The organism is Phenylobacterium sp. (genome assembly GCF_016124325.1).
Taxonomy (GTDB): domain Bacteria; phylum Pseudomonadota; class Alphaproteobacteria; order Caulobacterales; family Caulobacteraceae; genus Phenylobacterium.
In genome coordinates, this window is sequence record NZ_WGNY01000016.1 from 1 (window position 1) to 22,273 (window position 22,273).

General features: G+C 68.4%; 25 protein-coding genes. 18 read left to right on the forward strand and 7 right to left on the reverse strand.

All coding sequences use genetic code 11. The annotated features are described in order from the left end of the window. Positions 1-165: 165 nt before the first annotated feature. From GC203_RS08640 to GC203_RS08650, 3 genes are all read left to right on the forward strand, one after another. Entirely contained in the window at positions 166-654 is a 489-nt protein-coding gene (locus tag GC203_RS08640) for a YcnI family protein (protein ID WP_293453356.1), read from the forward strand. Positions 655-1,070: 416 nt separating this feature from the next. Then, positions 1,071-1,685 (forward strand): GTP cyclohydrolase I, encoded by a 615-nt coding sequence (gene folE / locus GC203_RS08645; RefSeq protein ID WP_293453358.1) that lies wholly within the window; start codon positions 1,071-1,073, stop codon positions 1,683-1,685. 2 nt (positions 1,686-1,687) lie between these two features. Beyond that, the gene (locus tag GC203_RS08650; RefSeq protein ID WP_293453603.1) at positions 1,688-2,419 is read left to right on the forward strand and encodes an RNA polymerase sigma factor; all 732 of its coding nucleotides are present in this window, start codon (positions 1,688-1,690) and stop codon (positions 2,417-2,419) included. On the opposite strand, the gene GC203_RS08655 is transcribed toward GC203_RS08650, so the two are convergent. Together GC203_RS08655 and GC203_RS08660 are read right to left on the reverse strand one after the other, a co-directional pair. After that, the gene (locus tag GC203_RS08655; RefSeq protein ID WP_293453360.1) at positions 2,416-2,742 is read right to left on the reverse strand and encodes a plasmid stabilization protein; all 327 of its coding nucleotides are present in this window, start codon (positions 2,740-2,742) and stop codon (positions 2,416-2,418) included. The genes GC203_RS08650 and GC203_RS08655 overlap by 4 nt on opposite strands. Positions 2,743-2,752: 10 nt before the next feature. Further along, complete coding sequence (locus GC203_RS08660) at positions 2,753-3,283, reverse strand: DUF4142 domain-containing protein (RefSeq protein ID WP_293453362.1); 531 nt, start codon at positions 3,281-3,283, stop codon at positions 2,753-2,755. Positions 3,284-3,799: 516 nt separating this feature from the next. Here GC203_RS08660 and secY point away from each other — a divergent pair. Both secY and GC203_RS08670 read left to right on the forward strand, forming a co-directional pair. Then, positions 3,800-5,173 (forward strand): preprotein translocase subunit SecY, encoded by a 1,374-nt coding sequence (secY, locus tag GC203_RS08665; RefSeq protein WP_293453363.1) that lies wholly within the window; start codon positions 3,800-3,802, stop codon positions 5,171-5,173. After that, positions 5,170-5,976 (forward strand): universal stress protein, encoded by an 807-nt coding sequence (locus GC203_RS08670; protein ID WP_293453365.1) that lies wholly within the window; start codon positions 5,170-5,172, stop codon positions 5,974-5,976. The genes secY and GC203_RS08670 overlap by 4 nt, the downstream gene beginning before the upstream one ends. 88 nt (positions 5,977-6,064) lie before the next feature. On the opposite strand, the gene GC203_RS08675 is transcribed toward GC203_RS08670, so the two are convergent. Further along, the gene (locus GC203_RS08675; protein ID WP_293453367.1) at positions 6,065-6,919 is read right to left on the reverse strand and encodes a LysR family transcriptional regulator; all 855 of its coding nucleotides are present in this window, start codon (positions 6,917-6,919) and stop codon (positions 6,065-6,067) included. A gap of 400 nt (positions 6,920-7,319) precedes the next feature. Here GC203_RS08675 and GC203_RS08680 point away from each other — a divergent pair, with 400 nt between their 5' ends. From GC203_RS08680 to GC203_RS08700, 5 genes are read left to right on the forward strand one after another with little or no spacing between them, the layout of a single operon-like run. Then, positions 7,320-7,949 carry a peroxiredoxin gene (locus GC203_RS08680; RefSeq protein WP_293453368.1) on the forward strand — a complete coding sequence of 210 codons (630 nt, stop codon included), beginning with the start codon at positions 7,320-7,322 and terminating at the stop codon, positions 7,947-7,949. Then, positions 7,946-9,151, forward strand: a complete 1,206-nt coding sequence (gene metB / locus GC203_RS08685; protein WP_293453370.1) for a cystathionine gamma-synthase — start codon at positions 7,946-7,948, stop codon at positions 9,149-9,151. Before GC203_RS08680 ends, metB begins: the two co-directional genes overlap by 4 nt. Before the next feature lie 13 nt (positions 9,152-9,164). Further along, positions 9,165-9,797 (forward strand): superoxide dismutase, encoded by a 633-nt coding sequence (locus tag GC203_RS08690; RefSeq protein ID WP_293453371.1) that lies wholly within the window; start codon positions 9,165-9,167, stop codon positions 9,795-9,797. Beyond that, positions 9,794-10,336 carry a DUF6306 domain-containing protein gene (locus GC203_RS08695; protein ID WP_293453372.1) on the forward strand — a complete coding sequence of 181 codons (543 nt, stop codon included), beginning with the start codon at positions 9,794-9,796 and terminating at the stop codon, positions 10,334-10,336. The genes GC203_RS08690 and GC203_RS08695 overlap by 4 nt, the downstream gene beginning before the upstream one ends. Next, the gene (locus GC203_RS08700) at positions 10,333-11,082 is read left to right on the forward strand and encodes a Bax inhibitor-1 family protein (RefSeq protein WP_293453373.1); all 750 of its coding nucleotides are present in this window, start codon (positions 10,333-10,335) and stop codon (positions 11,080-11,082) included. Before GC203_RS08695 ends, GC203_RS08700 begins: the two co-directional genes overlap by 4 nt. Before the next feature lie 1,006 nt (positions 11,083-12,088). Here GC203_RS08700 and GC203_RS08705 read toward each other — a convergent pair. Beyond that, entirely contained in the window at positions 12,089-12,763 is a 675-nt protein-coding gene (locus tag GC203_RS08705) for a NifU family protein (RefSeq protein ID WP_293453375.1), read from the reverse strand. Between the two features lie 225 nt (positions 12,764-12,988). Next, on the reverse strand, positions 12,989-13,195 hold the full coding sequence (locus tag GC203_RS08710; protein WP_293453376.1) for a hypothetical protein: 207 nt from the start codon (positions 13,193-13,195) through the stop codon (positions 12,989-12,991). Between the two features lie 861 nt (positions 13,196-14,056). Here GC203_RS08710 and GC203_RS08715 point away from each other — a divergent pair. The 5 genes from GC203_RS08715 to GC203_RS23925 all read left to right on the forward strand — a co-directional run bounded on the left by GC203_RS08715 (position 14,057) and on the right by GC203_RS23925 (position 17,148). After that, positions 14,057-14,443, forward strand: coding sequence for a GreA/GreB family elongation factor (locus GC203_RS08715; protein WP_293453378.1), 387 nt, complete (start codon positions 14,057-14,059; stop codon positions 14,441-14,443). After that, positions 14,430-15,122 (forward strand): hypothetical protein, encoded by a 693-nt coding sequence (locus GC203_RS08720; protein ID WP_293453379.1) that lies wholly within the window; start codon positions 14,430-14,432, stop codon positions 15,120-15,122. Before GC203_RS08715 ends, GC203_RS08720 begins: the two co-directional genes overlap by 14 nt. Before the next feature lie 3 nt (positions 15,123-15,125). Further along, positions 15,126-15,530: a hypothetical protein gene (locus tag GC203_RS08725; protein ID WP_293453380.1), complete on the forward strand. Its 405-nt coding sequence runs from the start codon at positions 15,126-15,128 to the stop codon at positions 15,528-15,530. A gap of 842 nt (positions 15,531-16,372) precedes the next feature. Further along, positions 16,373-16,573, forward strand: a complete 201-nt coding sequence (locus GC203_RS08730) for a hypothetical protein (RefSeq protein WP_293453382.1) — start codon at positions 16,373-16,375, stop codon at positions 16,571-16,573. Continuing rightward, complete coding sequence (locus tag GC203_RS23925) at positions 16,570-17,148, forward strand: GreA/GreB family elongation factor (RefSeq protein ID WP_366501602.1); 579 nt, start codon at positions 16,570-16,572, stop codon at positions 17,146-17,148. The genes GC203_RS08730 and GC203_RS23925 overlap by 4 nt, the downstream gene beginning before the upstream one ends. A gap of 707 nt (positions 17,149-17,855) precedes the next feature. Here GC203_RS23925 and GC203_RS08740 read toward each other — a convergent pair. Together GC203_RS08740 and GC203_RS08745 are read right to left on the reverse strand one after the other, a co-directional pair. Next, positions 17,856-18,134, reverse strand: a complete 279-nt coding sequence (locus tag GC203_RS08740; RefSeq protein WP_293453384.1) for a hypothetical protein — start codon at positions 18,132-18,134, stop codon at positions 17,856-17,858. 234 nt (positions 18,135-18,368) lie between these two features. Further along, positions 18,369-18,788 carry a nuclease gene (locus GC203_RS08745; RefSeq protein ID WP_293453386.1) on the reverse strand — a complete coding sequence of 140 codons (420 nt, stop codon included), beginning with the start codon at positions 18,786-18,788 and terminating at the stop codon, positions 18,369-18,371. Between the two features lie 555 nt (positions 18,789-19,343). Here GC203_RS08745 and GC203_RS08750 point away from each other — a divergent pair. The 3 genes from GC203_RS08750 to GC203_RS08760 all read left to right on the forward strand — a co-directional run bounded on the left by GC203_RS08750 (position 19,344) and on the right by GC203_RS08760 (position 22,184). Further along, positions 19,344-20,252 (forward strand): HEPN domain-containing protein, encoded by a 909-nt coding sequence (locus GC203_RS08750; protein ID WP_293453388.1) that lies wholly within the window; start codon positions 19,344-19,346, stop codon positions 20,250-20,252. A gap of 388 nt (positions 20,253-20,640) precedes the next feature. Next, positions 20,641-21,186, forward strand: coding sequence for a sigma-70 family RNA polymerase sigma factor (locus GC203_RS08755; RefSeq protein ID WP_293453390.1), 546 nt, complete (start codon positions 20,641-20,643; stop codon positions 21,184-21,186). Next, a complete protein-coding gene (locus tag GC203_RS08760; protein ID WP_293453391.1) occupies positions 21,183-22,184 on the forward strand; it encodes a FecR family protein in 1,002 nt (333 codons plus the stop codon). Before GC203_RS08755 ends, GC203_RS08760 begins: the two co-directional genes overlap by 4 nt. The last annotated feature ends 89 nt before the right edge of the window (positions 22,185-22,273 follow it).

The window sequence follows — 22,273 nt, forward strand, 5'->3', positions numbered from 1 at the left end:
CCTCGACATCGGCTGGGCGGTCAACGAGCGGGTGAGCCTGTTCCTCGACGCGCGGAACCTGACCGACAAGGCCTACATCTCCAACGTCCAGGCGCAGATCCAGGCGACCGCCGCCAGCGCCGCCTACTGGCCCGGCGACGGCCGCAGCGTCTTCGGAGGCCTCACATGGTCCTACTGAGATCCCTCGTCGTGGCGGGCGCCCTGTCGGCCGCCGGAACTGCGACGGCGCACGTGAGCGTCACGCCGACGCAGGCCGCGGCCGGCTCGTACCAGGTGCTGCGTTTCGGCCTAGGCCACGGCTGCGAGGGGCAGGCCACCACGGCGCTGAAGATCGAGATCCCGACGGGCGTGCTCGCCGCCCGGCCCCAGCCCAAGCCGGGCTGGACGCTGAGCGTCGAGCGCCCGCCGGGCGAGCCTGACCGAGCCGTGTCGATCACCTGGACCGGCGAACTGCCGGCCAACCAGTTCGACGAGTTCCTGATCCTCGTCCACCTGCCGTCCGACGCCGGGCCACTGGCCTTCCCGGCCATCCAGGCGTGCGGCGAGCTCCAGAACCGCTGGGTCGAGGCCCCGCAACCGGGTGGGCCGCGGCCGGCGCACGCGGCGCCCACCGTCAAGCTCGAGTCTCGAGCCTCGGCCCTTCCAGCGCACTGAATCCGAACGGTTCGCCGATTGCACCTTCGCGCCCGTATTGCCGACCTCGCCCTGAAACCTGCGAGCATTTCGGGTGCGCCGGGAACTCGACGGCGCCAGGCTGCGGGGCGCAATAGAGTTCGGCCGTGCGAGTTGAAGAGCTTGGTCACAGCTGTCGCTGTGGCGAAGCGATCTGCCCACCTCAACACCGCCCATGTCGGTGAGGTCGCCGACAAGGCCGTATCGAGGGCGAGCCGACCCGCGCACACGCCGCCGGCTGGGCCCCGGACTCCGTCAACGTTTCGCGGGCTCCGGGAACCCTCTTCCCCTACCAGACCGTCCGCCGCCGCCGCAGTCTGTGGCCGTCCAGTCCCGGGAACCCCGGAGGCCCACGATGCATCCAATGGCCAAAACCGCGTTTCTGGGATTTCGCTGATATGTTTGAACAGACTGAGCAAGCGCTTGCGCCGTCCGAACTTCCGATCACGCGGCAGGCGTCACGACGAGAGGCTGAAGAGGCGGTCCGCGTGCTTATTCGATGGGCTGGCGACGATCCGAACCGGGAAGGTCTGCGCGCGACGCCAGGGCGGGTCGCAAGGGCGTATGAAGAATGGTTCAGTGGCTACCGCCAGGACCCAATCGCCCTTCTGGACCGAACCTTCTCCGAAATCGGGAGCTACGGAGGGCTCGTTGTGCTGAGCGACATACCTGTCGTTTCATGGTGCGAACATCACATGGCGTCAATTCGGGGGGTCGCCCACGTCGCCTACCTGCCCAGGGACCGCGTGGTGGGCCTCTCCAAATTGGCGCGGTTGGTCGAAACTCTCGGTCGTCGCCTGCAAGTCCAGGAGCGTCTGACGGCTGAAATCGCCGATGCGTTGCAGGCCGGGCTGGCGCCTCTCGGTGTCGGTGTCGTGATCCGGGCGACGCATGACTGCATGTCGTCGAGGGGCGTGAACCGGATCGGCGTCGCGACGGTGACGCGGAACTTTACTGGCGCCTTGGAGCATGAGCCGCATCGTAGTGAATTCCTGCACAGGTCCGGCCTGTGAGCATGGAAAGTGTGGCTCGCGCAGGTGATCCTGCTCCCTCGCAATCCTATGACGGCTATTCCCAGTTCCCCGAAGCTCAGCTGACTGGCTTGGCGGTCGGCGGCGACCCGCTGGCGTTCCGTGAGATCATGTTGCGCGCCAACCCGCGCCTGTTTCGCGTTGCGCGCAGCATCATGCGGGACGAAGGCGAGGCCGAAGATGTCGTCCAGGAGGCTTATCTTCGTGCATTTGCCGCATTGGACCGGTTTCGTGGAGACAGCGGCCTCACCACCTGGCTCACGCGCATCGTAATCAACGAAGCAAACGGCCGACTTCGCCGGAAACGCGCGCGGGTGTCCGGCGGATCGACTCACGACCATCCGGGCGACGCCCCGTCCTCGCCCGCGAATCTCGACGCGTCGGACGGCGAAACGCCGGAGGAAGCCGCGGCAAGAAGCCAGGCGCGGCGGTTGATCGAAATCGCGATCGATGAGCTGCCACTTCCGTTCAGGATGGTGTTCTTTCTCCGCGAGGTGGAGCAATTCACAATCGGGGAAACGGCCGCGCTGCTCGGCATCGCGCCGGACACCGTCAAGACACGCCTGTTCAGAGCCCGGCGACGACTGAGGCGAAGCCTCTGCTCGAGCCTTGCAGGCGGCTTGAACGATGTCTTTCCATTTCAAGGCGAGCGCTGTGAACGCATGACCCGCGCAGTACTGGCGCGGCTGGATGTCCAGCCGCGCCATGGGGGCTAGCCGCGCACGTCTAGACGTCCGCGCATCGACGGATGATATCGACAGTAGAAGTCGATCGCTCCTGGCCTGTGCAGAACCGTACGGCCGCGACGGCCCGGCATGAGGTCGAGGTCGAAGTCGCCGTTCCGCGCCGTTGCGGTGTGGCGGAATCCGTCCGAATTGATCCACTCGATCTCGTCGCCCACCCTCAGTCCCGCAGGCGGTGGTTCGAACGCCATCGCCGAGATGCGCAAGAAGTGGGCCTTAGGCTTGGCGCGTGCCAGGTTGGCGCCTGAGAAGCTGAAGGGCGCGGCGAAGAAGAAGGCGCGGCGGTTCCAGTCCATTTCGAGCAGCTCAATCTCGATCTTGGCCGATCTGTTCGGCGTGCTGTTCGTGTGCGCGGAAGAGCTTCAGCCCAGTCTCGAGCAATGACTTGAGCTCAGGATTTCGCGCGTTTGGGATCAGCATCTCGCTCAGCGCGCTGTTGACCGCCTGATGAAAGGCGATCTCGTTGGCGATGTACGCCTTGTCGAAGGCGGCGCCATTGAGTTCAGCCAGCCGCGCGGCTGTTTCCGACGCCTGCCGTTCGAGGGCCTCGCTGGTCGGATTTTCTTCTGGTGTGATGCCCAGGCGCTTCGCCAGGGCCAGTGCCTGGTCGTTCACGGCCGCATGGTCTCTCGCCATGGTTTCTGCAAACGCGCGTATCTCCGGCTCGGCCGACTTGGACAGCGCCTGCCTCGCGGCCGCAACGTCGATGGCGCCGGCCGTATAGGCGATGTGGGCGATCTGTGGATCCGTAGGCGCCTGGGTCTGAGCCTGCACCGGCGCCATCGACACCGAGAACACGGCGACGGCGAGCGCGCCTGCAAAAGTCCTTGGTTGCATTCCATACCTCCAGCCGCGCGAAGCGGCGCAAGTGCGAGTCAGCGACCCGGTTCGGCGACCATCGCCGAGTTGCAATTGGATGCCGCATGAGACGCGGGAGTTCCCGAAGCTGCCGACGCGCCGCTTCGCTGGCCGCTGGGAGGTCAGCGAGCCGGCCGCAGCACGCGCCCAATCGCTCCCGTGGACGGTGCTGTCGCGTGGGCGAGGGCGTCAGGTTCCTTGCCCCTGCGGGATCAGGGGGACTTCTTCGAGTTTGGCGGCGGGTCGATCTCAAACGCCGTCGTACCGACGCCTCTGAGACTGCGTCGGCCCTAAGCGATGGCGCCGACCGCCGCAACCGGCCGGATGACCTTGCTCCGCGGCGTCAAGCCAGGAATTCGATGCTGCAATGTATTTGCAGACAATTGCCAATAATATAAGCTTGAGTGTCGCTGTAGTCGTCTCAGTATTGCATCAATTATGGACTAGCGCTGACGCGGCATGCGGCGGTGCGTTATTTGATGTTGGGGCCGTCCCGTGGCATCGGCGTTCGAGCAGCTTCGCGCGCACCTGAATGTATCGGTCCTTCTGCAAGCAAAGGATTTGCGGCGCCGTCTCGGATTCACCCTTGTGGCCCTGGTCGTCTATCGACTGGGCACCTTCATTCCGATCCCCGGCATCGACGCGGTGGCCTTTGCCGCGTCTTTTCGAACGCAGTCGGGCGGGCTGCTGGGGCTGTTCAATACGTTCTCAGGCGGCGCGGTCGAACGCATGGCGATCTTCGCGCTCAATGTGATGCCCTATATTTCAGCCTCGATCATCGTGCAGCTCGTGACCCCCTTCTATCCGGCGTGGGAGAAGCTGAAGAAAGAAGACGGGGAGGCGGGGCGCCGTCAGCTGAACCAGTATACCCGTTACCTCACTGTCGGGTTGGCGGCCTTCCAGGCGCTGGGCATCGCGTTGGGACTTCAGGCGTCCCCGGGGCTCGTGGCGCGCCCCGGCGTCTTCTTCATTGCATCCACCGTGGCGACCCTGACGGGCGGCGCGATGTTGCTGATGTGGATCGGCGAGCAAATCACCGCTCGAGGTGTTGGCAACGGCATCTCGCTCCTGATCCTCGCGGGTATCGTCGCCGGACTTCCGCAGGGAGCGATCCAGACATGGGACCTTGTTCGTACGGGCGCAATGTCGAACGCGACCATGCTGGTCGTGGTGGTCGGCGGGGCCGCGTTCTGCGCCGGGATCGTCTTCGTCGAGCTTTCGCAGCGCCGGCTGGCCGTACACTATCCCCGGCGGGACGGCGGTCGGCGCGCCACCGGCGGGGATCGATCGTTTCTGCCGCTGAAGATCAACCCATCCGGCGTCATTCCGCCGATCTTCGCGTCCTCCCTCCTGCTCCTGCCCGCCACCGCGCTCGGAGTCGTCGGCCAGGACACGCCCGACTGGCTCAGGGCCACCCTGGCGCAACTCCAACACGGCCGCCCGCTGTTCGTGTCGATATATGGTGTGCTGATTGTCTACTTCACGTTCTTCTACACGCCGATTGTGTTCAACCCGCAGGACACAGCGGACAATCTGCGCAAGCATGGCGGCTTCCTAGCCGGGGTGCGGCCCGGCCGCGCCACGGCTGATCGCCTCGAACATGTCCTGATGCGCATCACGGTCATCGGCGCAGGCTACATCGCATTCGTCTGCCTGCTGCCCGAGATCCTGATCAGCGCCTACGGTCTTCCATTTTACCTAGGCGGCTCTTCGCTCCTGATCGTCGTCGTCGTCACGATCGACCTCCTGAGCCAAGTGCAGTCGCACCTCTCGGCCCATCAGTATGCGGTGCTGATCCGACGCACCGGGCTTCGGAGGCGTCCGGCGCGAGACAATTCGTCAACCGCCGCGACGCGGGCGGTCCCATGACCTGGACCTGCATCCTTGCGCCGCTCCTTGGCGGCCAGAGCGACGCGCCGACCCTTGCTGCGGCGTGCGCGCTGGCAGAACCCTTTGGAGCCACGGTGCACGCCGGGTACTGCCCGCTGCCGCCGGACCGCCTTTTCGCATGGGCCAGCGAGGCGGGGCTGGGAGCCTCGGATCTCGCGATCGGGGAGCTTGCTCGCAGCTTCAGCTGCGGCGAAGCGTCGGCTCGCCAACATCTGGCAGGTCTCGACTATTCGCGAGTGGGGTTTGAGAACCTCGCGTCTCGGGACTGGAGCGGGCTGCGCGTGGCCGCGCGGTTTGCCGACCTGGTGGTGTGGGGGCGGGCGCCTGCGCGCGGTTGCGGCGCATTCGCGTCGGCCTTCCGTCAGGTGCTGGTGGACGAGGCCCGGCCCGTCGTGGTGGCCGACCGTCCGCCGCGCTCAGGCGGTCTCGTGGTGATCGCATGGGATGGCGGCGCCGCTGCCGCCAGGACCGTACGCCAGGTCCTTCCCTGGCTGCAGCAGGCGGATAGCGTGGTGGTCCTGACCGTGCCACACGCAAACCCCTGCGCCGCCGGGCGACTGCTCTCGTTCCTGGCTGACCATTCGGTCGTTGCCCGGCCACTCGCCGTTCACGCCCGCGGCGACGTGGGGCGCGCGATCCTCGAGACCTCCCGCCAGCTCGGCGCCAGCGGCCTCGTGGCAGGGGCCTTCGGCCAAACGACCCTACGACGCTTCATGTTCGGCGGCGTGACGCAAGGCCTGCTCGAGGGGGCGGCGGACCTGGCTCTCTTCCTGTCGCACTGACGCCAATTTCCCAGGGGCGCCACGGGCCTCAGGTCCGGCGATCATGGCGGAACCCGATGGCCGCCCGAGCCAGCCCCAGTCCGGAGGGTCACGGCGGTGCGGCGCGTCCCCCCGCGCAAATTCGGAGGCCCTCCCGTACGGGTTCGATGATCTCCGCTGCGCTGCGCGTCGAATAGACGGCATAGATCGAATAGGAGAACTCCGGCGCCCGCGACACCCGGCGAAGCTGGCGTTTCTCAAGGTAGGGCTGCACCACGGTGGAGCGGAAATAGCCTGCGCCGCCGACGGCAAGCATATAGGTCAAGGCCATAGGGCCCAGTGAAATCGAGACCGCCGCATTGGCCAACTCGGGAAACGCCGTCGCGTGGCTGGTGGTGAAGGGTTCGCCCCAGTCCACGAGAACATAGTCTTCCGGCCGAATGCGGTCGTTGTCCTCCGTGGTGACGAGGACGAGTTTTTCCTCGGCGAGGAGTTCGAGGACCAGTTCCGGTCGAGGCGGCGGACTGTAGAGGACGGCGACGTCCAGCGAGCCCTCCTGGACGCGATCCAGGAGGCGCGGAGCCGCGCCCACCTCAGCGCGCACCGCAACATCGGGCTGACGGTCTCGCATCCACAGCATCCAGTCGACGAGGAGCGGACTCCAGAGACTGAGTTCCCCGCCGACGCTGACGAGGTTCGCCCGTCCCGGAGGCAGTGCGATCTGTTGGCGCGCCCGTTCCCAGACCTGCACCAGAGTCCTTGCATAGTGCTGGAACCGCTCGCCGGCCGGCGTCAGGCGTGCGCCCGCGCGATTGCGGACGAACAGCCGTCGGCCGACCTGCTCCTCAAGGAGCCGGACACGTGCGCTGATCGCCGTCTGGGTCAGATGCAATCGCTCGGCCGCGCCGACAAAGCTTCCCGTCGCCACGATCTCGAGAAAGGTCTTGGCGAGGCCGATATCCATGGGATTACTCCAACATAATTGGAGTTAAATCGCAATAGCATTCGTTTGTTTGTTGTTGAGCTCGGTCGCACACTGCACTCGACCGGTCTCGTGGCCGGCCCGGTGAAATCAGGATGCGGCGTGTGAGATCGAGCGGCGGAGAAGGCGCACAAGGTGCGGGCGCGGCTGCAAATCGCGAGCCGCCTTCGTTGCGGGCCCCCCTGACGGCGGCGCGGTCTCAGCGCGTCGGCGCGTCAGGGGGGGCGAGAGGCACGCCGGACATTGGGCCCGGCGTGGGGAGGGCGGCCGTCGCCGCGCCCCCGGCCGGGCGACCCTCTGCGGTCCGGGCCCGTGGCGGCGGCCGTTTGCAGCGCGAGCGGGGGTCCCGCGATCTGGCGCCCCAGCCCGAAGGAGGCGAGACATGACGCTTCAACTGGGTGAGATCGCTCCGGACTTCGAGCAGGACAGCACGGCCGGCCGGATCCACTTTCATGCCTGGCTGGGCGACGCGTGGGGCGTGCTGTTCAGTCATCCGAAGGACTTCACACCCGTCTGCACGACCGAGCTCGGCGAGGTGGCGCGCCTGCGCCCGGAGTGGAACCGGCGCGGCGTCAAGCCGATCGCGGTCTCAGTCGACCCTCTGGACGCTCACGAGGCCTGGAGCGACGACATCGCGGAAACTCAAGGCGCGGCCATCGACTTTCCGATCCTGGCCGATGCGGATCGGACCGTCTCGGGGCTCTACGGGATGATCCATCCGCGGAGTGATCCGAGCCAGACGGTGCGGGCCGTCTACGTAGTCGATCCCGCCAAGCGAATCCGGCTGGTGCTGACCTATCCGCCGAGCACCGGCCGCAACTTCCCCGAGATCCTGCGCGCCATCGACAGTCTGCAGCTAACCGACCGCGAAGCCGTGGCGACGCCCGTCAACTGGCGCAACGGCGAGGCGGTCATCATCGCCCCAAGCGTGACGGACATCGAAGCCCGGGCGCGCTTTCCGCAAGGTTGGACAGCGCTAAGGCCGTATCTGCGCATCGTGCGGCTGCCGTGAGGCCCCGGAGCGCTTGGGCGCGGCCGCAGGCGGCCGAAACGATCGCTGCGGCGAACGGCGTGGCGCGCGACGCCTATGGCGACATCGTCGGCGCGCTTCATCTGACCAGCACCTACGCCTTCAAAGGTCTCGGTCGGGAAGGCCCCTATGCCTACAGCCGCGCCGCAAATCCCAGCCGAGACCTCTTGTCGGAGACCCTGGCCTTGCTCGAAGGCGGCGCAGGCGCAGTGATCACCGGCAGTGGGATGGCGGCGATCGATCTCCTCCTCGGCCGCCTGGGCCCCGACGATCTGGTGGTCGCGCCTCACGACGGCTACTGGGGCACGCAGCGGCTGCTCGGCGCGCGCGCCGCCAAGCGGCAGTTCTCGGTCGCGTTCGTCGACGAGGCCGATGAGCACGCCCTGGGCGCCGCCCTCGAACGTCGTCCCGCCCTCCTGCTCATCGAGACTCCCAGCAATCCGCTAATGCGGGTGTACGATATCGCCGCTCTGGCGGCTCGTGCGAAGACCGCCGGGACCAAGGTCGTTGTCGACAACACCTTCCTATCTCCCGCGCTGCAGCAACCGATCGCACTCGGGGCCGATTTCGTCGTCCACTCGACGACGAAATACCTGAATGGCCACTCGGACGTGGTTGGCGGCGCTGTGGTCGCCGCCGCGCCAGACGAGGCCGAAGCGCTGGCGGAATGGGGCGCGACGACAGGTGCGATCGGCGCTCCGTTCGACGCCTATCTGACGCTTCGCGGGCTACGCACCCTGTTCGTCCGCATGGAGCGTCAACAACGCTCGGCCGCAGCCCTCGCGGACCTGCTCGCCGGTCATCCGGCCGTGAGCGCGGTCCACTACCCGGGCCTGCGCGCCGATCCGGGCCACCTCGTCGCCGGGCGACAGCAACGCGGCTTCGGGGCCATGCTCAGCTTCGAACTCCATGGCGGGTTCGCGGCGGCCCGGGCCTTCGTCGAGACGCTCCGCGTGTTCACCTTGGCCGAATCTCTCGGGGGCGTCGAAAGCCTCGTGGCGCATCCCGAGACCATGACGCACGCGGGCATGGACCCGGCCGCCCGTGCGTCCGCCGGCATCCACGGCGGTTTGCTGCGCTTGTCCGTCGGTCTCGAAGCCGAAGCCGAGCTGGTTTCAGATGTCGAAGCGGGTCTGAGCGCCGCCCACGCCGTTCGTCGCTCAACGTCGGGCGCGGTTCGCTAGGAGATCCACAGACATGTTCATCCTTCCAGACCTGCCCTACGCTTCCGGTGCGCTCGCGCCGGTGATCTCGGAAGCTACGCTGCTGACGCACCACGGAAAGCACCACGCGCGATATGTCGAGTCGACCAATGCGCTTCTCGCCAACGGCGAAGCTTCCCGGGCGACGTTGGAAGACGTCGTGCGTCGGGCCGCTCGCGGCGACACCAGTCTGTTCAACAACGCCGCTCAGGCCTGGAACCACGCCTTCTTCTGGCGTTGCATGCGGCCCGGCGGCGCGCCCGTTCCGGACGTCCTCGCTGCGGCCGTCGCGCTCGCGTTTGGCGACCAGGCGGGTCTGCGATCGGAGTTTCTTGCAGAGGGCGCCGCGCATTTCGGGTCGGGCTGGCTTTGGCTGGTCGCCCGCGGCGCCGTGCTGTCGGTGATGTCCACCCACGACGCGGGCTCGCCGCTTGTCGACCCGGGTCTCACGCCGCTCCTCGTCTGCGATCTCTGGGAACACGCCTATTACCTCGACCATCGAAATGATCGGACCGGCTTCCTGATCGCCTGGTGGGATCAGCTCGTCGACTGGTCGTTCGTCGGCGCACAACTCGACGCCGCCATCGCGGACGAAGCGGGCTGGCGCTATCCGGAGGCGGTGGCGTGAGTGCGGACGACCGGATCCGCCCGCCCGCCGCGTCCCCCCGCTATGCGGCCGAGGTCGATCCCGGGGACATGGGAAATCTCACGCCTGCGGAGCTGGTGGAGCAGCTCAATATGCTCCTCGAGGCCGAGCGCGCCGGCGTTCGGGTCGCCGCCGCGCTCGTCGGCGAGGCTCCAAATCCGGACCTGAAGCTGACCGCCTTCCAGTTGCGGCGTGACGAAGCGCACTGGTGTCACGTCCTCTCGGAAGCGCTGATCCGCATGGGCGAAAAGCCCTCCGCCAAGGTCGGCGACTTCTACCACAAGGCGATGGCCATCCCCGGCTTCGAGGCCCGCCTGGCGTTCGTGAACCGTGGGCAAGGTTGGGTGGTGCGCAAGCTGCGCGCGCTGCTGCCCAGGGTGGCCGATGCGGGTCTGCATTCGGAGCTTCGCGCGATGCTCGACGGCCATGCCGAGAACATTGCGTTCGCCGAACGGGCGTTGCGGCGGGCGGGCGGCGCACCGGGCTCGGGGTCCGCGCTGGCGAACAGGAGCGCACCATGATCGACACGGACCCGGCTCCGATCGCGCGGTCCGGCGCGCCAGCCGACCTCCACACCGTTGACCGCGGCCTTCAACGCTTCCTGCAGGGGGTGTTCGCCAAGGTCGCCGGCGGTCTTGTCCTGGCAGGCGGGCTGGGTCACCTGATCGCATCGACACCGCTGCGCGATCTGTTGTTTCACATGCGGGCAGAGGGCGCTCATGACCCGGTCGGCCTCACCGGCGCCGGACTTCTGGTCGCGATCTCGCCCCTGATCACGCTTGCTCTCTTCGGCGGTGTCCCCCAGACGCGTCGTCGCTCGGCTCTGCTCTTCTGGAGCGTCGCGGCCACCATGGGCGGCGCCTCTGGAGCGGTCTTGCTGGCGTTTACGGGCGTGTCGATCGCGACGACCTTCGCGGGCGCGGCGGCTGGATTCGGCGCGCTGGCGCTGTTCGGCTACACGACGAGACGCAATCTCGATCCGGCGGGCGCTTTTCTGAGCGCTGGATTGGTCGGCCTCATCGTCGCCCTCGGATTGAATCTTGTCCTGGCGAGCCCGGCTGTCACGTTTGCTGTGAACACCCTTGGGGTGTTCGTCTTTGCAGGCCTCATTGCTCACGACATGCAAAGGCTGAAATTGATCTATGGCCACGCAGCCGCGGAGGATGCAGATCTTGTCGTCGCGAGCAATGTCGGTGCGCTCTGCCTCTTCCTGGACTTCGCCAACCTGTTTCAGTTCCTACTCGCGTTTACGGGCGGACGGCGCTGAACGCCGCAGGCGGGAACGAGCGAAGATGGAACCGGGGCGGAACCGGCTCAACAGTCTTATGAATCTGCCCCGCCAGCCTTGAAGGCCGCACGGTCTGGCGGGGGCAGGACCTGCGACGGCGCATGCAACGCGCGTGCGCGCCAGCAGGATGGCCCTCAGTTCAAGATCTGCGGGAATGCGCGGGTCAGCCCACAGGCGGGCGTCAGCTTCGCCGGCGTCCAAGAGCCACGCCTCCCCGGTCCGACCTGCGGCGCCAAGGCCCAAGCCGCTCGATGGATCGGCCTCGAGTGCGGCCGCAAGGCCATGCACCTGTTCCCGCAACGGCTCGGGCAATCGCTCCGCATGCAAAAAGTCGCTCAGATCGATCGCCGGATCCGGCGATCCGGCGGCCAAGCCGTCCGCCGCACGGTCCAGGGCTACGCTCAGCAGTTGATCGACACCATGTTCGGACACGGCCAATTCACCCGAGCGCCCCCGCAAGAGGTCAGGCGCCCATTCATGCGCCCGGCGAGCGAGCAGATCGCGGACTTCCCATCGCGCAGCATGAGTCACGGCCTCCAGCACATTGCGCCAGGTCGAGGTCTCAAGGTCGGTGTCGCAGGGGGGCGTTTTCGGGCGGCTGGTTCCGCCTCCTCGCGGCCATCCGGCGTCCACGCCTCCGTGCGACGGTGCGGGCGGCGCATGGGCCCTTGATGCGCAGCGGGCGTCCGCAGGGCGCGGCGATCGGCTGTCCAAGAACTGCATGTCTGGCTCCAGGGAAGCCTCGGCGCGGTTGTCCGACTGCGCTGACCTCGAGGCGGGAACGAGCGACCGAACCCCGGACCGACAGCGCATGCCCGTCCGGGGCTAGCGGCCTGCCTGGAGGCTCCCGCCGTGCATCCGAAACCGCTCGAAAGCTGCAGACTTGCGCATGGCGCCATGTCGCCATCCCACTTGCCGCCTGTCAAATTGCGGATCCTGTCGGGGCCGCGCGGAGAGTCGGGTCTCGAGATCCAATTTCCCCGGATCAAGGCCTCGCGGCGTTTCGTCCGTTGTGTGTGAAGACGGTGCGGCGGACCGAGACCGCCGTGCCGCCCAGGGATTGCGCCCAGCGCTTCAACCGGATCCCGACCTCACTGCGCGCCGTCTCGGGCGTCTGTTCCTCCACCCGCAGCACTTCTGGGATGTAGCGGCGAACAATCCGCTCGACGCCGGCCTTCAAGGTCAGACGCGCGGAAGGACAACCGCCGCACGCGCCTTGCATGCTCACCCAGAGAATCCCCGTCGCGGCTTCGAACCGGTCGAAGACGACGTCGCCGCCGTCGCGCCCCACGGCGGGACGAACGTGCAGTTCCAGCACCTGGCGTATTTCCTCTTCAACCTTGTCCCCGCTGGCGTCGGCCGTCGCCGTCTCTTCGAGGGCCGCAACGCCCGATGCGATGTGTTCTGCGAGGCTCAAAGTCACCGAGCAGCGGATTTCGTCCCAGCCTGGGCCGCCCGGCGCTCTCACGACTGTCACGAAATCCGGCGAGATGTAGATGCGCTGCACACCCTTGATCTCGAACAGCGCCGCGGCCAGGGCCGACGCCGAAGCGTCAAAATCTTTTCGGTCGAAGGAACCCGTCGGGCCGTCCGTGATCGGAACGTGCGGCCGGAACTTCATGGCGTCGGGGTTTGGCGTCGCCTCGGTGAAGATGATCACGGGCCCTTTGTCCCCTTCCGGCCGACCTCGGCGCTCGACGCCCGGCCGTATGCGATAAACAAGTATTTTATATAATACTAACCCGCCGGCCTGGCCATGGCGGATGATCCCATCCGCGGACAGGTGGCCGGACGGAGAGTTCGAAGCGCGACGAGACGACGAACCGTTCGCCGACGCCGCGCAGCAAAGGCAGGACGGCCGCGGCTTTGCCAGAACCAGAAGCGCTCAGTCCTCGGTTTCGCGGTCCTCCTGACGGCGCATCGCGTCCCGCCGTTCCAGGCGCGCCGCATAGGCCGAACCGCCATAGGCGAAGGCCGACGCCGCCGCGCCGCCGCCCCAAGACACCTCGGGGTCGAATTTCGTCGACATGGACCACGCGAACAGGGCGCCGAGCGTGAGGCTGAAGGCCAGACGCTTCACGATCGTCATCATTTCGAACTTTTTCCTTCCGCCTCGGCCTCTGTATGTAGAAGAGCCCAAGTCGGCCAGCCGCCCGCGCTGTTGCGACAAAGGAGCGCACCAGCGCGGGCCTCGCCCGGGACGGGCGATGGTCCTGCGGAATATCGGCCTTTCGTCGTCGCGCGTCGTCGTCGCGCGCCCACGCGTGGCCCGCCGTGCCGGCGCGAGCCGCGACGAGCTCGGCGCCGGTCGAGGCGGACTCGTTGAGGCCCTGAAAGGCGTGTCCGCAGCGCAAGCCGACACTTGAGGGCTTGGTCTACTCGTTGTCCTTCAGCGGATTGAGCCAGCGCGAGGGCACCTGCGCGACGCTCCTGGTCGACGGGCGCAAGGGCGGAACGGCGCGGTCGCCGCATCGCGCAGCGGGTGGCAGACTCGCCCCCGCCCGCGTCCGCCCCTCAAGGGGGGCGACGCCGGTTTGACTTTCTCTCCGCCGCACTCCATCTTCCAGGTTGTCATGTGCAAGTCCGCTGCATTCGCGCGCCGACACCACCACGCTGGGCGTCTGGTCGCAGGATTTTAGCCCCGAGCCTCATTAGCTAATTCAGCTTCCGGCTCGGGGAGCCCCTCGTTTTGCTTTGATCGAACTTCAAGCAGGCCAGATCTGAATTCTGGCCGAGGAAATGACGTTGCCCAATACAGATCAGACCTCGACCCCGGCCGGGGCAGCTCGGCAGGGGCCAGACGAACACGCGCGCCGCAGCGCGGCCTCGGACACGAATGTCGTCCCCTTCCGGCCGAAACCCGCGCGCGATCCCACCAAGGCTCCGCCTCCGCCGCCGAGCGCGGCGTGAAGGCGCTGAAAGGATGCCGACGATGTCTCTTCGAAGCCACCAATTGCGAAAGCCAGCCGTCTACGTGACGGAGTCTGAGTTCGAAGTCCTCTCCGACCTGGCCGAGTCACGCGCCACGCGTGGCGCGACCCTCCTCGGCGACGAACTCGGCCGCGCCATCATCCTCAAGGACGGCGAGTTCCCCCGCGCCTTCGTGCGCCTGCGCTCGGTCGTCGCCTACACGGACATGATGACGGGGCGCTCGCGCCGCGTGCAGATCGTGCCCCCCGAGGACGCGGACATCGACCAGAAGCGGCTGTCGGTCATCACGCCGGTCGGCGCGGCCCTGATCGGCCTCGCGGTCGGCGACTCGATCGGCCTGAACACCGACGACGGCCGCACCCACGTGCTCAGGGTCGACGCGGTGGAGTACGACCATGAAACCGCCTGACCGTGCGACGCCGAACATGTTCTCGACGGAAGCGGGAGCGATCATCGACGCGCGGCGGCTGAGCCGGGAGGCGCTGGCTCGGGCGGCTCAGACGGCCGCCGAGCACCTGCCCGCCAGGGCCGCGCAGATGGCCCGCTCGCCCGTGGCCCGAGACCCGCTCGCGAGCCTGGCCCTGTCGGCGGCGGCCGACAGTCTGGAGCAAGGCCGCGCGTCGGCGGTGCTTCAGCCGGTCCTGCCGGACCCCGGTCCAAGTGATGACGGACGGCGGGCCGTCCGTGCGCGCGTCCTGGGTTCCGGCGTCATTCCCACGTGGGACGTTCGGCGTTCGGCCGACGACCTCGAGCGGCGCCATCGGCCGGCGTCCGCAACCCATGCGGACCTGTCGGCGCGGCTCACGGCGGAGGCGGGCCTGCATGAGCGCCTTTGGGACGATCCCAGGCTGCCGGCGGCAGATCACGTGCGGCTGACGATGCTGTCCGGCATCCCGCATCTGCTGGATCGCGCCAACATCCTGGCGGCGAACCGGCCGACCCAGGCGCGGCTCCGAGCGGTCGACGACCGCGCGAGCGACGCCGCGAGGGGGGCGGCGTCCAGCCATTGGCGGGGCCGTCGCGAGCTGGCCGCTGATCCCCGGTTCGCCCGTCGCGCCGCGGCGGCCGAACCGATCGCGGAGGGCTGACGCATGTCCGAAGCACAAGCCCACCGGCCTCCGATCGTCCTCTGCCTTTCAGACTACGACGCCATCGAGAAGGCCGCCCTCGGGGCGCTCCTCCGCGCGCCGCGGGTGGCTGGCGCTCTCCTCGAGGAGGTCGATCGCGCCGCTGTCGTCGCCGATCCGGACCTGCGCCCTGACGCTGTGCGACTGGGGTCGTGGGTCGAATTCACCGACAGCCTCGCGGGCGGTCTCCGGGAAGCGCGCCTGGTCCCGGCCCCCACGCCGGACACGGACCCCCGCGAACTTTCGATCCTGACGACGGAGGGCGCGGCGTTGGTGGGGCTGCGCGAGGGCCAATCCATTTCTTGGCCCGATCGCCGCGGCGGAGATCGCGTCATCACGGTGGTGCGGACGTGGAGGGCGCAGCGATGAGCGCCGTTCGGCAGATCGTCAGGGGACCGTCGCGCGACGGCCGCAGGCCGATCCGCGCCGGTGATCCGTGGCCAGCGGGCGGGCGCGCTCGCCGACCCGCCGGGGCGCCGGGGGCCCCCGACGCCTGCGAACCACCTCGCGCCGGCGCTGACCGGCGCCCGGTCTGCCTCATCCCGGGCCATCGGCCCTGATCCGCCTGACCGTCCGGGCGGGTCAGGGCGATCTCCTCCGCGCTGGCGGGCAAGACCACGGGTCTTCGGCCGGCGATTCCCTTCCAAGCTGCGGCCGACTGGCGGTTCGCGCCCCAACAGCGCGATTGCGCGCGGTCGCGGGCCAACGTGAAGCTGATCATGGCCAAGACGAACAAGCGCGGGAACCGAGAACCCCGCAAATCGAAGCAAACCCCAGGCCGTCGCCTCGGCGGCGCGGTCGGTCAGCGACCTCGTGAAATCTCGCGTCCATCCCCCAGGCGCGAGCTAGGCCCCACCCCACGGGGCCGTCCGGTCCCTCCTGCGTCCAGCAGGGGGGACCACCTCGTCCCGAGACGGGGTGGGGATCGGACGTCCGGTCACAGCTCGCGCTGCGGGAGGGCTCATGTCGCGATCGTCCGCGCGTCAGGACATCGTCGGCGCGGTGGGCGGACGGCCGAGGCCGCTTGTCCATCTCTGCGGCCGATGGCCATCGGCCGCCGCCCCGCACGCTGGCGGCCCGAGGGCCCGCTCATCGCCGCGGTCGCCCGGGCTCGTCGTCCGCCGGATGACGTCGCCAGAACACAGACTTCGACCTCGCGGCGCGCCCCTGCGCGCCGTCCGAGCCTTTTGCCGCAGATCCAGGAGCATTCGATGGCCATGACCATGTTCGACCACGACCAACGCCTCCACGACCTGGAGGCCATCCTCTGCGCGCTGGTGGAAGAGCTGTCGCTCCACCCCGAGACGCGTGCTCTGCTCGCCGCGGTGGGTCGGAAGCTGCGGGCGCGTGGCGCACGCGGAGCCGCCGAACTCCTGGAAGGGAACCGCGTCCTGGCGGCGTATCGGCGATGAGGCCGGGCGACGCCGCCCGACCGGCGGCCTCCGCATGTCGGCAGCCGGTCGGGATTGGAGGAGAGGGGATTGCATCATCCTTAGGCGAGAGGCGCGCCAGCGCTGTCCTTAAGAATTCGGACCAACTGCCCGACGTTTCCCTGCTCCCGGACGACCGTGAGCGGCTTCTCGACCTGATCTGCGCCGCGCCGCGGACGACGGCCGGCGTCAGGCTCCTGTGGCGGGAAATCGAGCGAGCCGCGATCATCCCGCCCGAACAGGCCACCGCCGATCTCGTGCAGTTGCAGTCCATCGTGACCTTCACCGACCTCGACCGGGCGAGGCCTCACGTGGCGCAGCTTGTCGGACCGGGGCAGGGCGGAGGCCGACCACGGATCTCGGTCCTGACGCCCGTCGGCGCCGCGCTCGTTGGCCTGCACGCCGGGGACACCTTCAAATGGCGCACGGCTCGGGGACGAGGGCGGGCCCTACGCGTGGACGAGGTGGCGCCCGATCCCGATGGGGCCGCGCGCCGCCGCGACGCGCGTATGGCTGATCTGCGCCGGAAGATCGCCGACCTCCTCTCCCTCGCGTGATACCGCGCGTGCGGGCTTGATACATCGTGCAGCGATATAGATGTGAGGGGATGCCGGAATGCGCGACGCACCATCGGCCGGCGTGAGCACGCGAGGCTGAATGATGGGGCGGTCGTTGGCGGTGTCAAAGAAAGGATTCTCGCGACTCCCGCAGATGAGGCGGGCGCACAGCCGGTTTTCTTCAACATCGCCATCGGCAACGTCGGTTCACGGGCCAAGACCTGGGCGGTCATGCGAGCCCCGGCCGTCCGGGGCTGGCGCCGCTCTACGATCTGATGTCCGGCCTAGCCCAACATCACCCGGACCCGCGCCCAGGAGGGCGGCGGCCAGGAACGCGGACCTCACATCTTCCCCCGCAACTGGCGGCGAATGGCACCGGCGGGCGGCTTGGCCGCGCCACCCACCCTTCGTGGCATGATCCAGGTGGCCGAGCTGCCGCAGCCTCGGCGGCAGTGGCGGCGATGCCGGCCGGCGGGGCCGCGGTCGAGCGGTTCGCCGGCACCATCGCCGCCCGCGCCGAACCCATCGCCGGCCACGCGAGGGAAGACGGCGATGACGGCCCCGAACCGGCGCCGGGGCCCGCGACTGGCGACAGCGGCGGCCGGGCGTAGCCGACGATCTGCGCGTCGAGGCGCGGGTTCGTCGCGCGGGTCTGAACGTCAGCCATGCGACCGAACCGGAGCGTTCGCGCAGCGCGCACAACAGGATCAATCGCCAGGGCTTTGCGGCGCCATGTCGTCGCCCGGCGCGCCCGGCCTCCGAAACCTCAGCGATGTCGACCGCTGGCGCGGATTCGGATCATAGCCGACCCGCGCGTAAGCGGCGATCAAGCTGCCGAAGCGGCGGATATAGGTGTTCGGGGCTCGCGTGAGGTGGGACGCTTCGATGAGGCTCAAGCTGAGCTTGCCGCGTGCTGCGAGCAGTTGGCGCAGCTCCTCCAGCAGATCTTCGTCGGTGGGTGTCCGAGAGCTGCGGTTGTCCTCCATGCGGCCATCAAACCAGCCTGAGCGCCCCATGGCGAGGCCGCCCTTGCAGCCCTACTCAACTCGCCCTTCCGCCCAGAGGCAAACGCCGGCGCCTGCCGCAACCCAAGCCTGCGCGTCGGCCGTCTGCCTGTCGCCGCGGAAGCTGACGCCGGCGCGGCGGCGAAGCCAGCGGGACATCGAGAAAGCCCCGGGCCAGGGCGCGCCCTGCGTCCAGTTCGTGGTGCGGGCGCCGTCTCACCGGCCGCGTCCGCCCTCCCGCACGCCGTGGGCGCGCATGAGATCGCCAAGCGATCGGCCCGCCAGCTCGCAGCGGGCGACGATGCGGTCGTAGGACTGCTTGACCGGCCGACAGGTCACGGTTCGGTCCATAGCGAGGCCGGCCAAGGCGGCCTTGGCTTCCGGGCCGCCGGGCTCGCTGAGCTCGGGCGCGTAGAAGTCGGCCAGCCGCACTTCCACCCACGCCGAGGGACCGGGTCCGAGGGCCACGCACAGGCCGTCGCCGTCTCCGACGTAGGTCACCCGGCCCGTGAACGGGCGGCGAAGCAGGTCCGCCGGCGCCGCGCCATGGTCGGGCACCGCCTTGCAGGGATCCGCCGCGGCGGATGTGGCCGCGAGCAGACCGAGGCCGGCGATCAGGAACGACAGCTTCCGCATGCGACAGAGCCTAGCCCAACGTCCTTGCCTGGTCGTTCGGTCCGAAGCCGCGCCACAGCGTCGACGTCCACCGGTGCCGTCACCTAACGGCTCCTGCCGGCCGGCGACCCGCCAGCTCCCGCCGCCGCGCCTCGTCCCCGAGCTTCCCCAACATTCCCCGAAAAGGCCTCCAGCAGGGCGTTCGAACCGAGCCGGGCGATGGCGTGCCCGATCGGCCGTCGAACGCCTGCGGCTGCAGACAGAACACAGTCGTCAGCATGACGTCGACGGTGCGCAGCGCGAACACCGGCGAGCGGATCTCCAGGGCTCCCAGGCCCCCATGGATCGGCGTCCAGAAGTTCGACGACCTGGTGCGCGCGCTGGAGTGAATGCCGCCGCACAAAATGGAGAAGCCCACAACTGGCGTGTCCAAGTTGGCGCCGTGGCCGCGGCCCGGAATGCAGGGCGGGCTGGGCGCCCGTGCGGCGAAGGGCGGCCGCTGCGCGCTCAGGTCGTGGGTGAAGGCCCTAATCGGGTACACTGCCGAATCAGACTTCCGCGCCGTGCACGCCTTTCATGAAGACCTCGCTCGACCATTTGCCGGAGAACAAGCGCCGCGAGCTCCAATGGGTGCTCGAGGTGCTGTTCCGCGAGTTCGAGGAGGCCACCAAACGCAAGGCCTCGCCGCGCGGACAGGGCCGGATCCTCAAGGTGATCCTATTCGGCAGCTACGCCCGCGGCGACTGGGTCGACGACCCGATCGGCGGTTACAAGTCCGACTACGACCTGCTGATCGTCGTCAATCATGACGAATTCACCGAGGTCACCGACTACTGGATGGACGCGGAGGCCCACCTCGAGCAGGCCTTCGACATCGCCCACACCCTATCGGCGCCGGCGCACTTCATCGTCCACTCGATGGCCGACATGAACCGTCAGCTCTCACGCGGTCGTCCGTTCTTCACCCACATCACCGATGTCGGCGTCGTCCTGTTCGAGACGCGGGACCACCCGTTCGCTCGGCCCGCCAAGCTCTCACCCGACGATGCCTACCGCGAAGCGCAAGCGAACTTCGACAAGTGGTTTCCGAGCGCCGGTGAGTTTTTGATCCATGGCGAAGATGCGCTTCGCCGTGGATGGCTAAACAAGGGGGCGTTTGAGCTCCACCAAGCGACCGAGCGGTTCTACCACTGCGTCCTGCTGACCCAGACGCTCCACTCCACAAAATCGCACAACCTGAACTTCCTGCGCGGCCAGGCCGAGCGCGTCGCGCCCGAGCTGATCCCGACCTGGCCCCGCGCCAACCGGTTTGAGAAGCGCTGCTGGGAACTCCTCCGGCGCGCCTACGTCGAGGCTCGCTTCTCGGACCAGTACGAGATCACGGCCGAGCAGCTCGGATGGCTGGTCGAACACGTAACCGTCCTGCAGCAGCGGGTCGACACAAGCTGCCGCGCATATCTGTCCACGATCGCACCCAAGGCCTGACGATCCGCATCGATGTTGGCCGAGGCACGCATCTCGCCGCGCTCCGACCAGCCGTCTGCGGCGGGGCATGGGACGATTGTGCGCCACTTTGAGCCAATCGGCTCATGCCCGAAGAGCGCCTTGGAGGGCGAAGTGACATTCGATCATGGACAGCCAACCAGTGGGCGCCGAGGACTCTAGGCGACCGCACCACCCTGTGACAGACTCACTGCCGGCGCGGATGGCACATCCTTCGCGCCACCGCGACGGCCGATCCGCCGCCGTCGGGCGCCCGCGTCATGGAAGACCGTGCCCAAGGCACGGAAAAGCGCGGGGCGCGGGGACATTGATCCTCCGCGTTTGAGACGCCCGGCCGCCACGACGCGCGGTGTCTCTGCGAGGGGACGCCATGTCCCGCCCCCAACCGAGCAGCTCGGCGCGCGTGCGCCCGGGCTGTGAGGATCCGTTGCCGGCGGAGGCGCCGGCGGCTCTCCCATTGCGCGACCCGTCCTGGCGCGCCCATCTGGTCTGGCTCCGCGCCGCCATCGGCCGCCGCTTCGGAGCCGATCTCGCCGACGACATCGCGCAGGAGACCTGCCTGCGCGTCGTGCAGCGGTCCACGGCGGAGCCCGTGGAGAACCTGCGCGGCCTGCTGATGACGGTCGCCGCCAACCTGGCCCGCGACGCCTTCCGACGCCGGCGCGTCCGCGCCGAGCATCTGGCCGCCGCCGAGACGCTGGCGGGCGAGGGCGCGGAGCGGACCGCGGAAGACGACCTGCTGGTCCGCGAGGCGATCCTTTCGCTGCCGCCGGACCTGCGTGACACCTTCCTGCTCAGCAAGATCGGGGGCTTGACGAACCGCGAGATCGCGCAACGCTGCGGTTTGTCGGTGCGCGCCATCGACAAGAGGTTGCAGAAGGCGATGACGCTCTTCGTGGCTCGACTTCGCGATTGAGGCTTCGGACGATGGGCAACCGCCACGGAGACGATCGTCGCGTCCTCGAGGAGGCGGCGGCCTGGTTCACCCGGCTCAAGCAGCCCAGGGTGAGCGAGGCGACGATCGAATCGTTCTTTGCGTGGCGGAGCCAGCCGGCGAATGCGGACGCCTATGCCGAGGTCGAGGCGCGCTGGCGCCAGGCGGACCGGGTCCGCAACGATCCGGAGCTGGTGGCCCTGACCGAAGCGGCCTTGCGCAGGGAAACCTTCTGGAACAGGTGGAAGCGGCGACTTCCCCGCTTGCTGCCGCCCCTGGGCCTGGCCGCAATGGCGCTTGGGGGACTGCTCGTCCTGGTCATCGCGCAGTTCGGCCCGAAGACCTACGAAACCGACGTAGGCGCCCAGCAGATCGTCCGTCTCGACGACGGTTCGGTCCTGCGGCTGAACACCGACAGCAAGGTCGCGGTCCGTTTCGGACGGACGCAGCGCACCGTACGCCTCCTGCGCGGCGAGGGGTTCTTCGAGGTGGCCCACGATCCGGGCCGGCCGTTCGTGGTCGAGGCGGGCGCGGCCCGGGTGCGCGCGCTCGGCACGAAGTTCGACGTCCGCCGCTTCCCGGCCGCCACGCAGGTGACCCTGCTGGAAGGCCGGGTTCAGGTGACCCGCGCGCGCCGGCCCGGAGCCTGGACGCTGCGGCCCAACCAGCAGATCACCCTCGACGGGACGGTGACGCCGCCGCAGGCCGCGGACGCCGCGGCCGCCAGCAGCTGGACGTCCGGCCGCATCCGCTTCCATGAGACGCCGCTCGCCGCGGCGGTGGCCGAGGTGAACCGCTACAGCCGCACGCCAATCGTCCTCGACGCCGATCGCCTCGCCGACGTGCGGGTCAACGGAATCTTCGAGACCGGCAACACCCAGGCCTTCCTGTCGGCGGTCACCACGCTGTTCGGGCTCGAGGCGGTGAAGACCTCGGAGGGCGTCGTGCTGCGCCGCCGCGCCGGATCATCCGCGGACTGAATTTCTTGCGCGTGCCGAGTTCGCAAACCCAGCCCCTGGCGCGTCACCCGTGTGACGCCGAACGATCATGAAGCGCCCGCCGCCCCGGC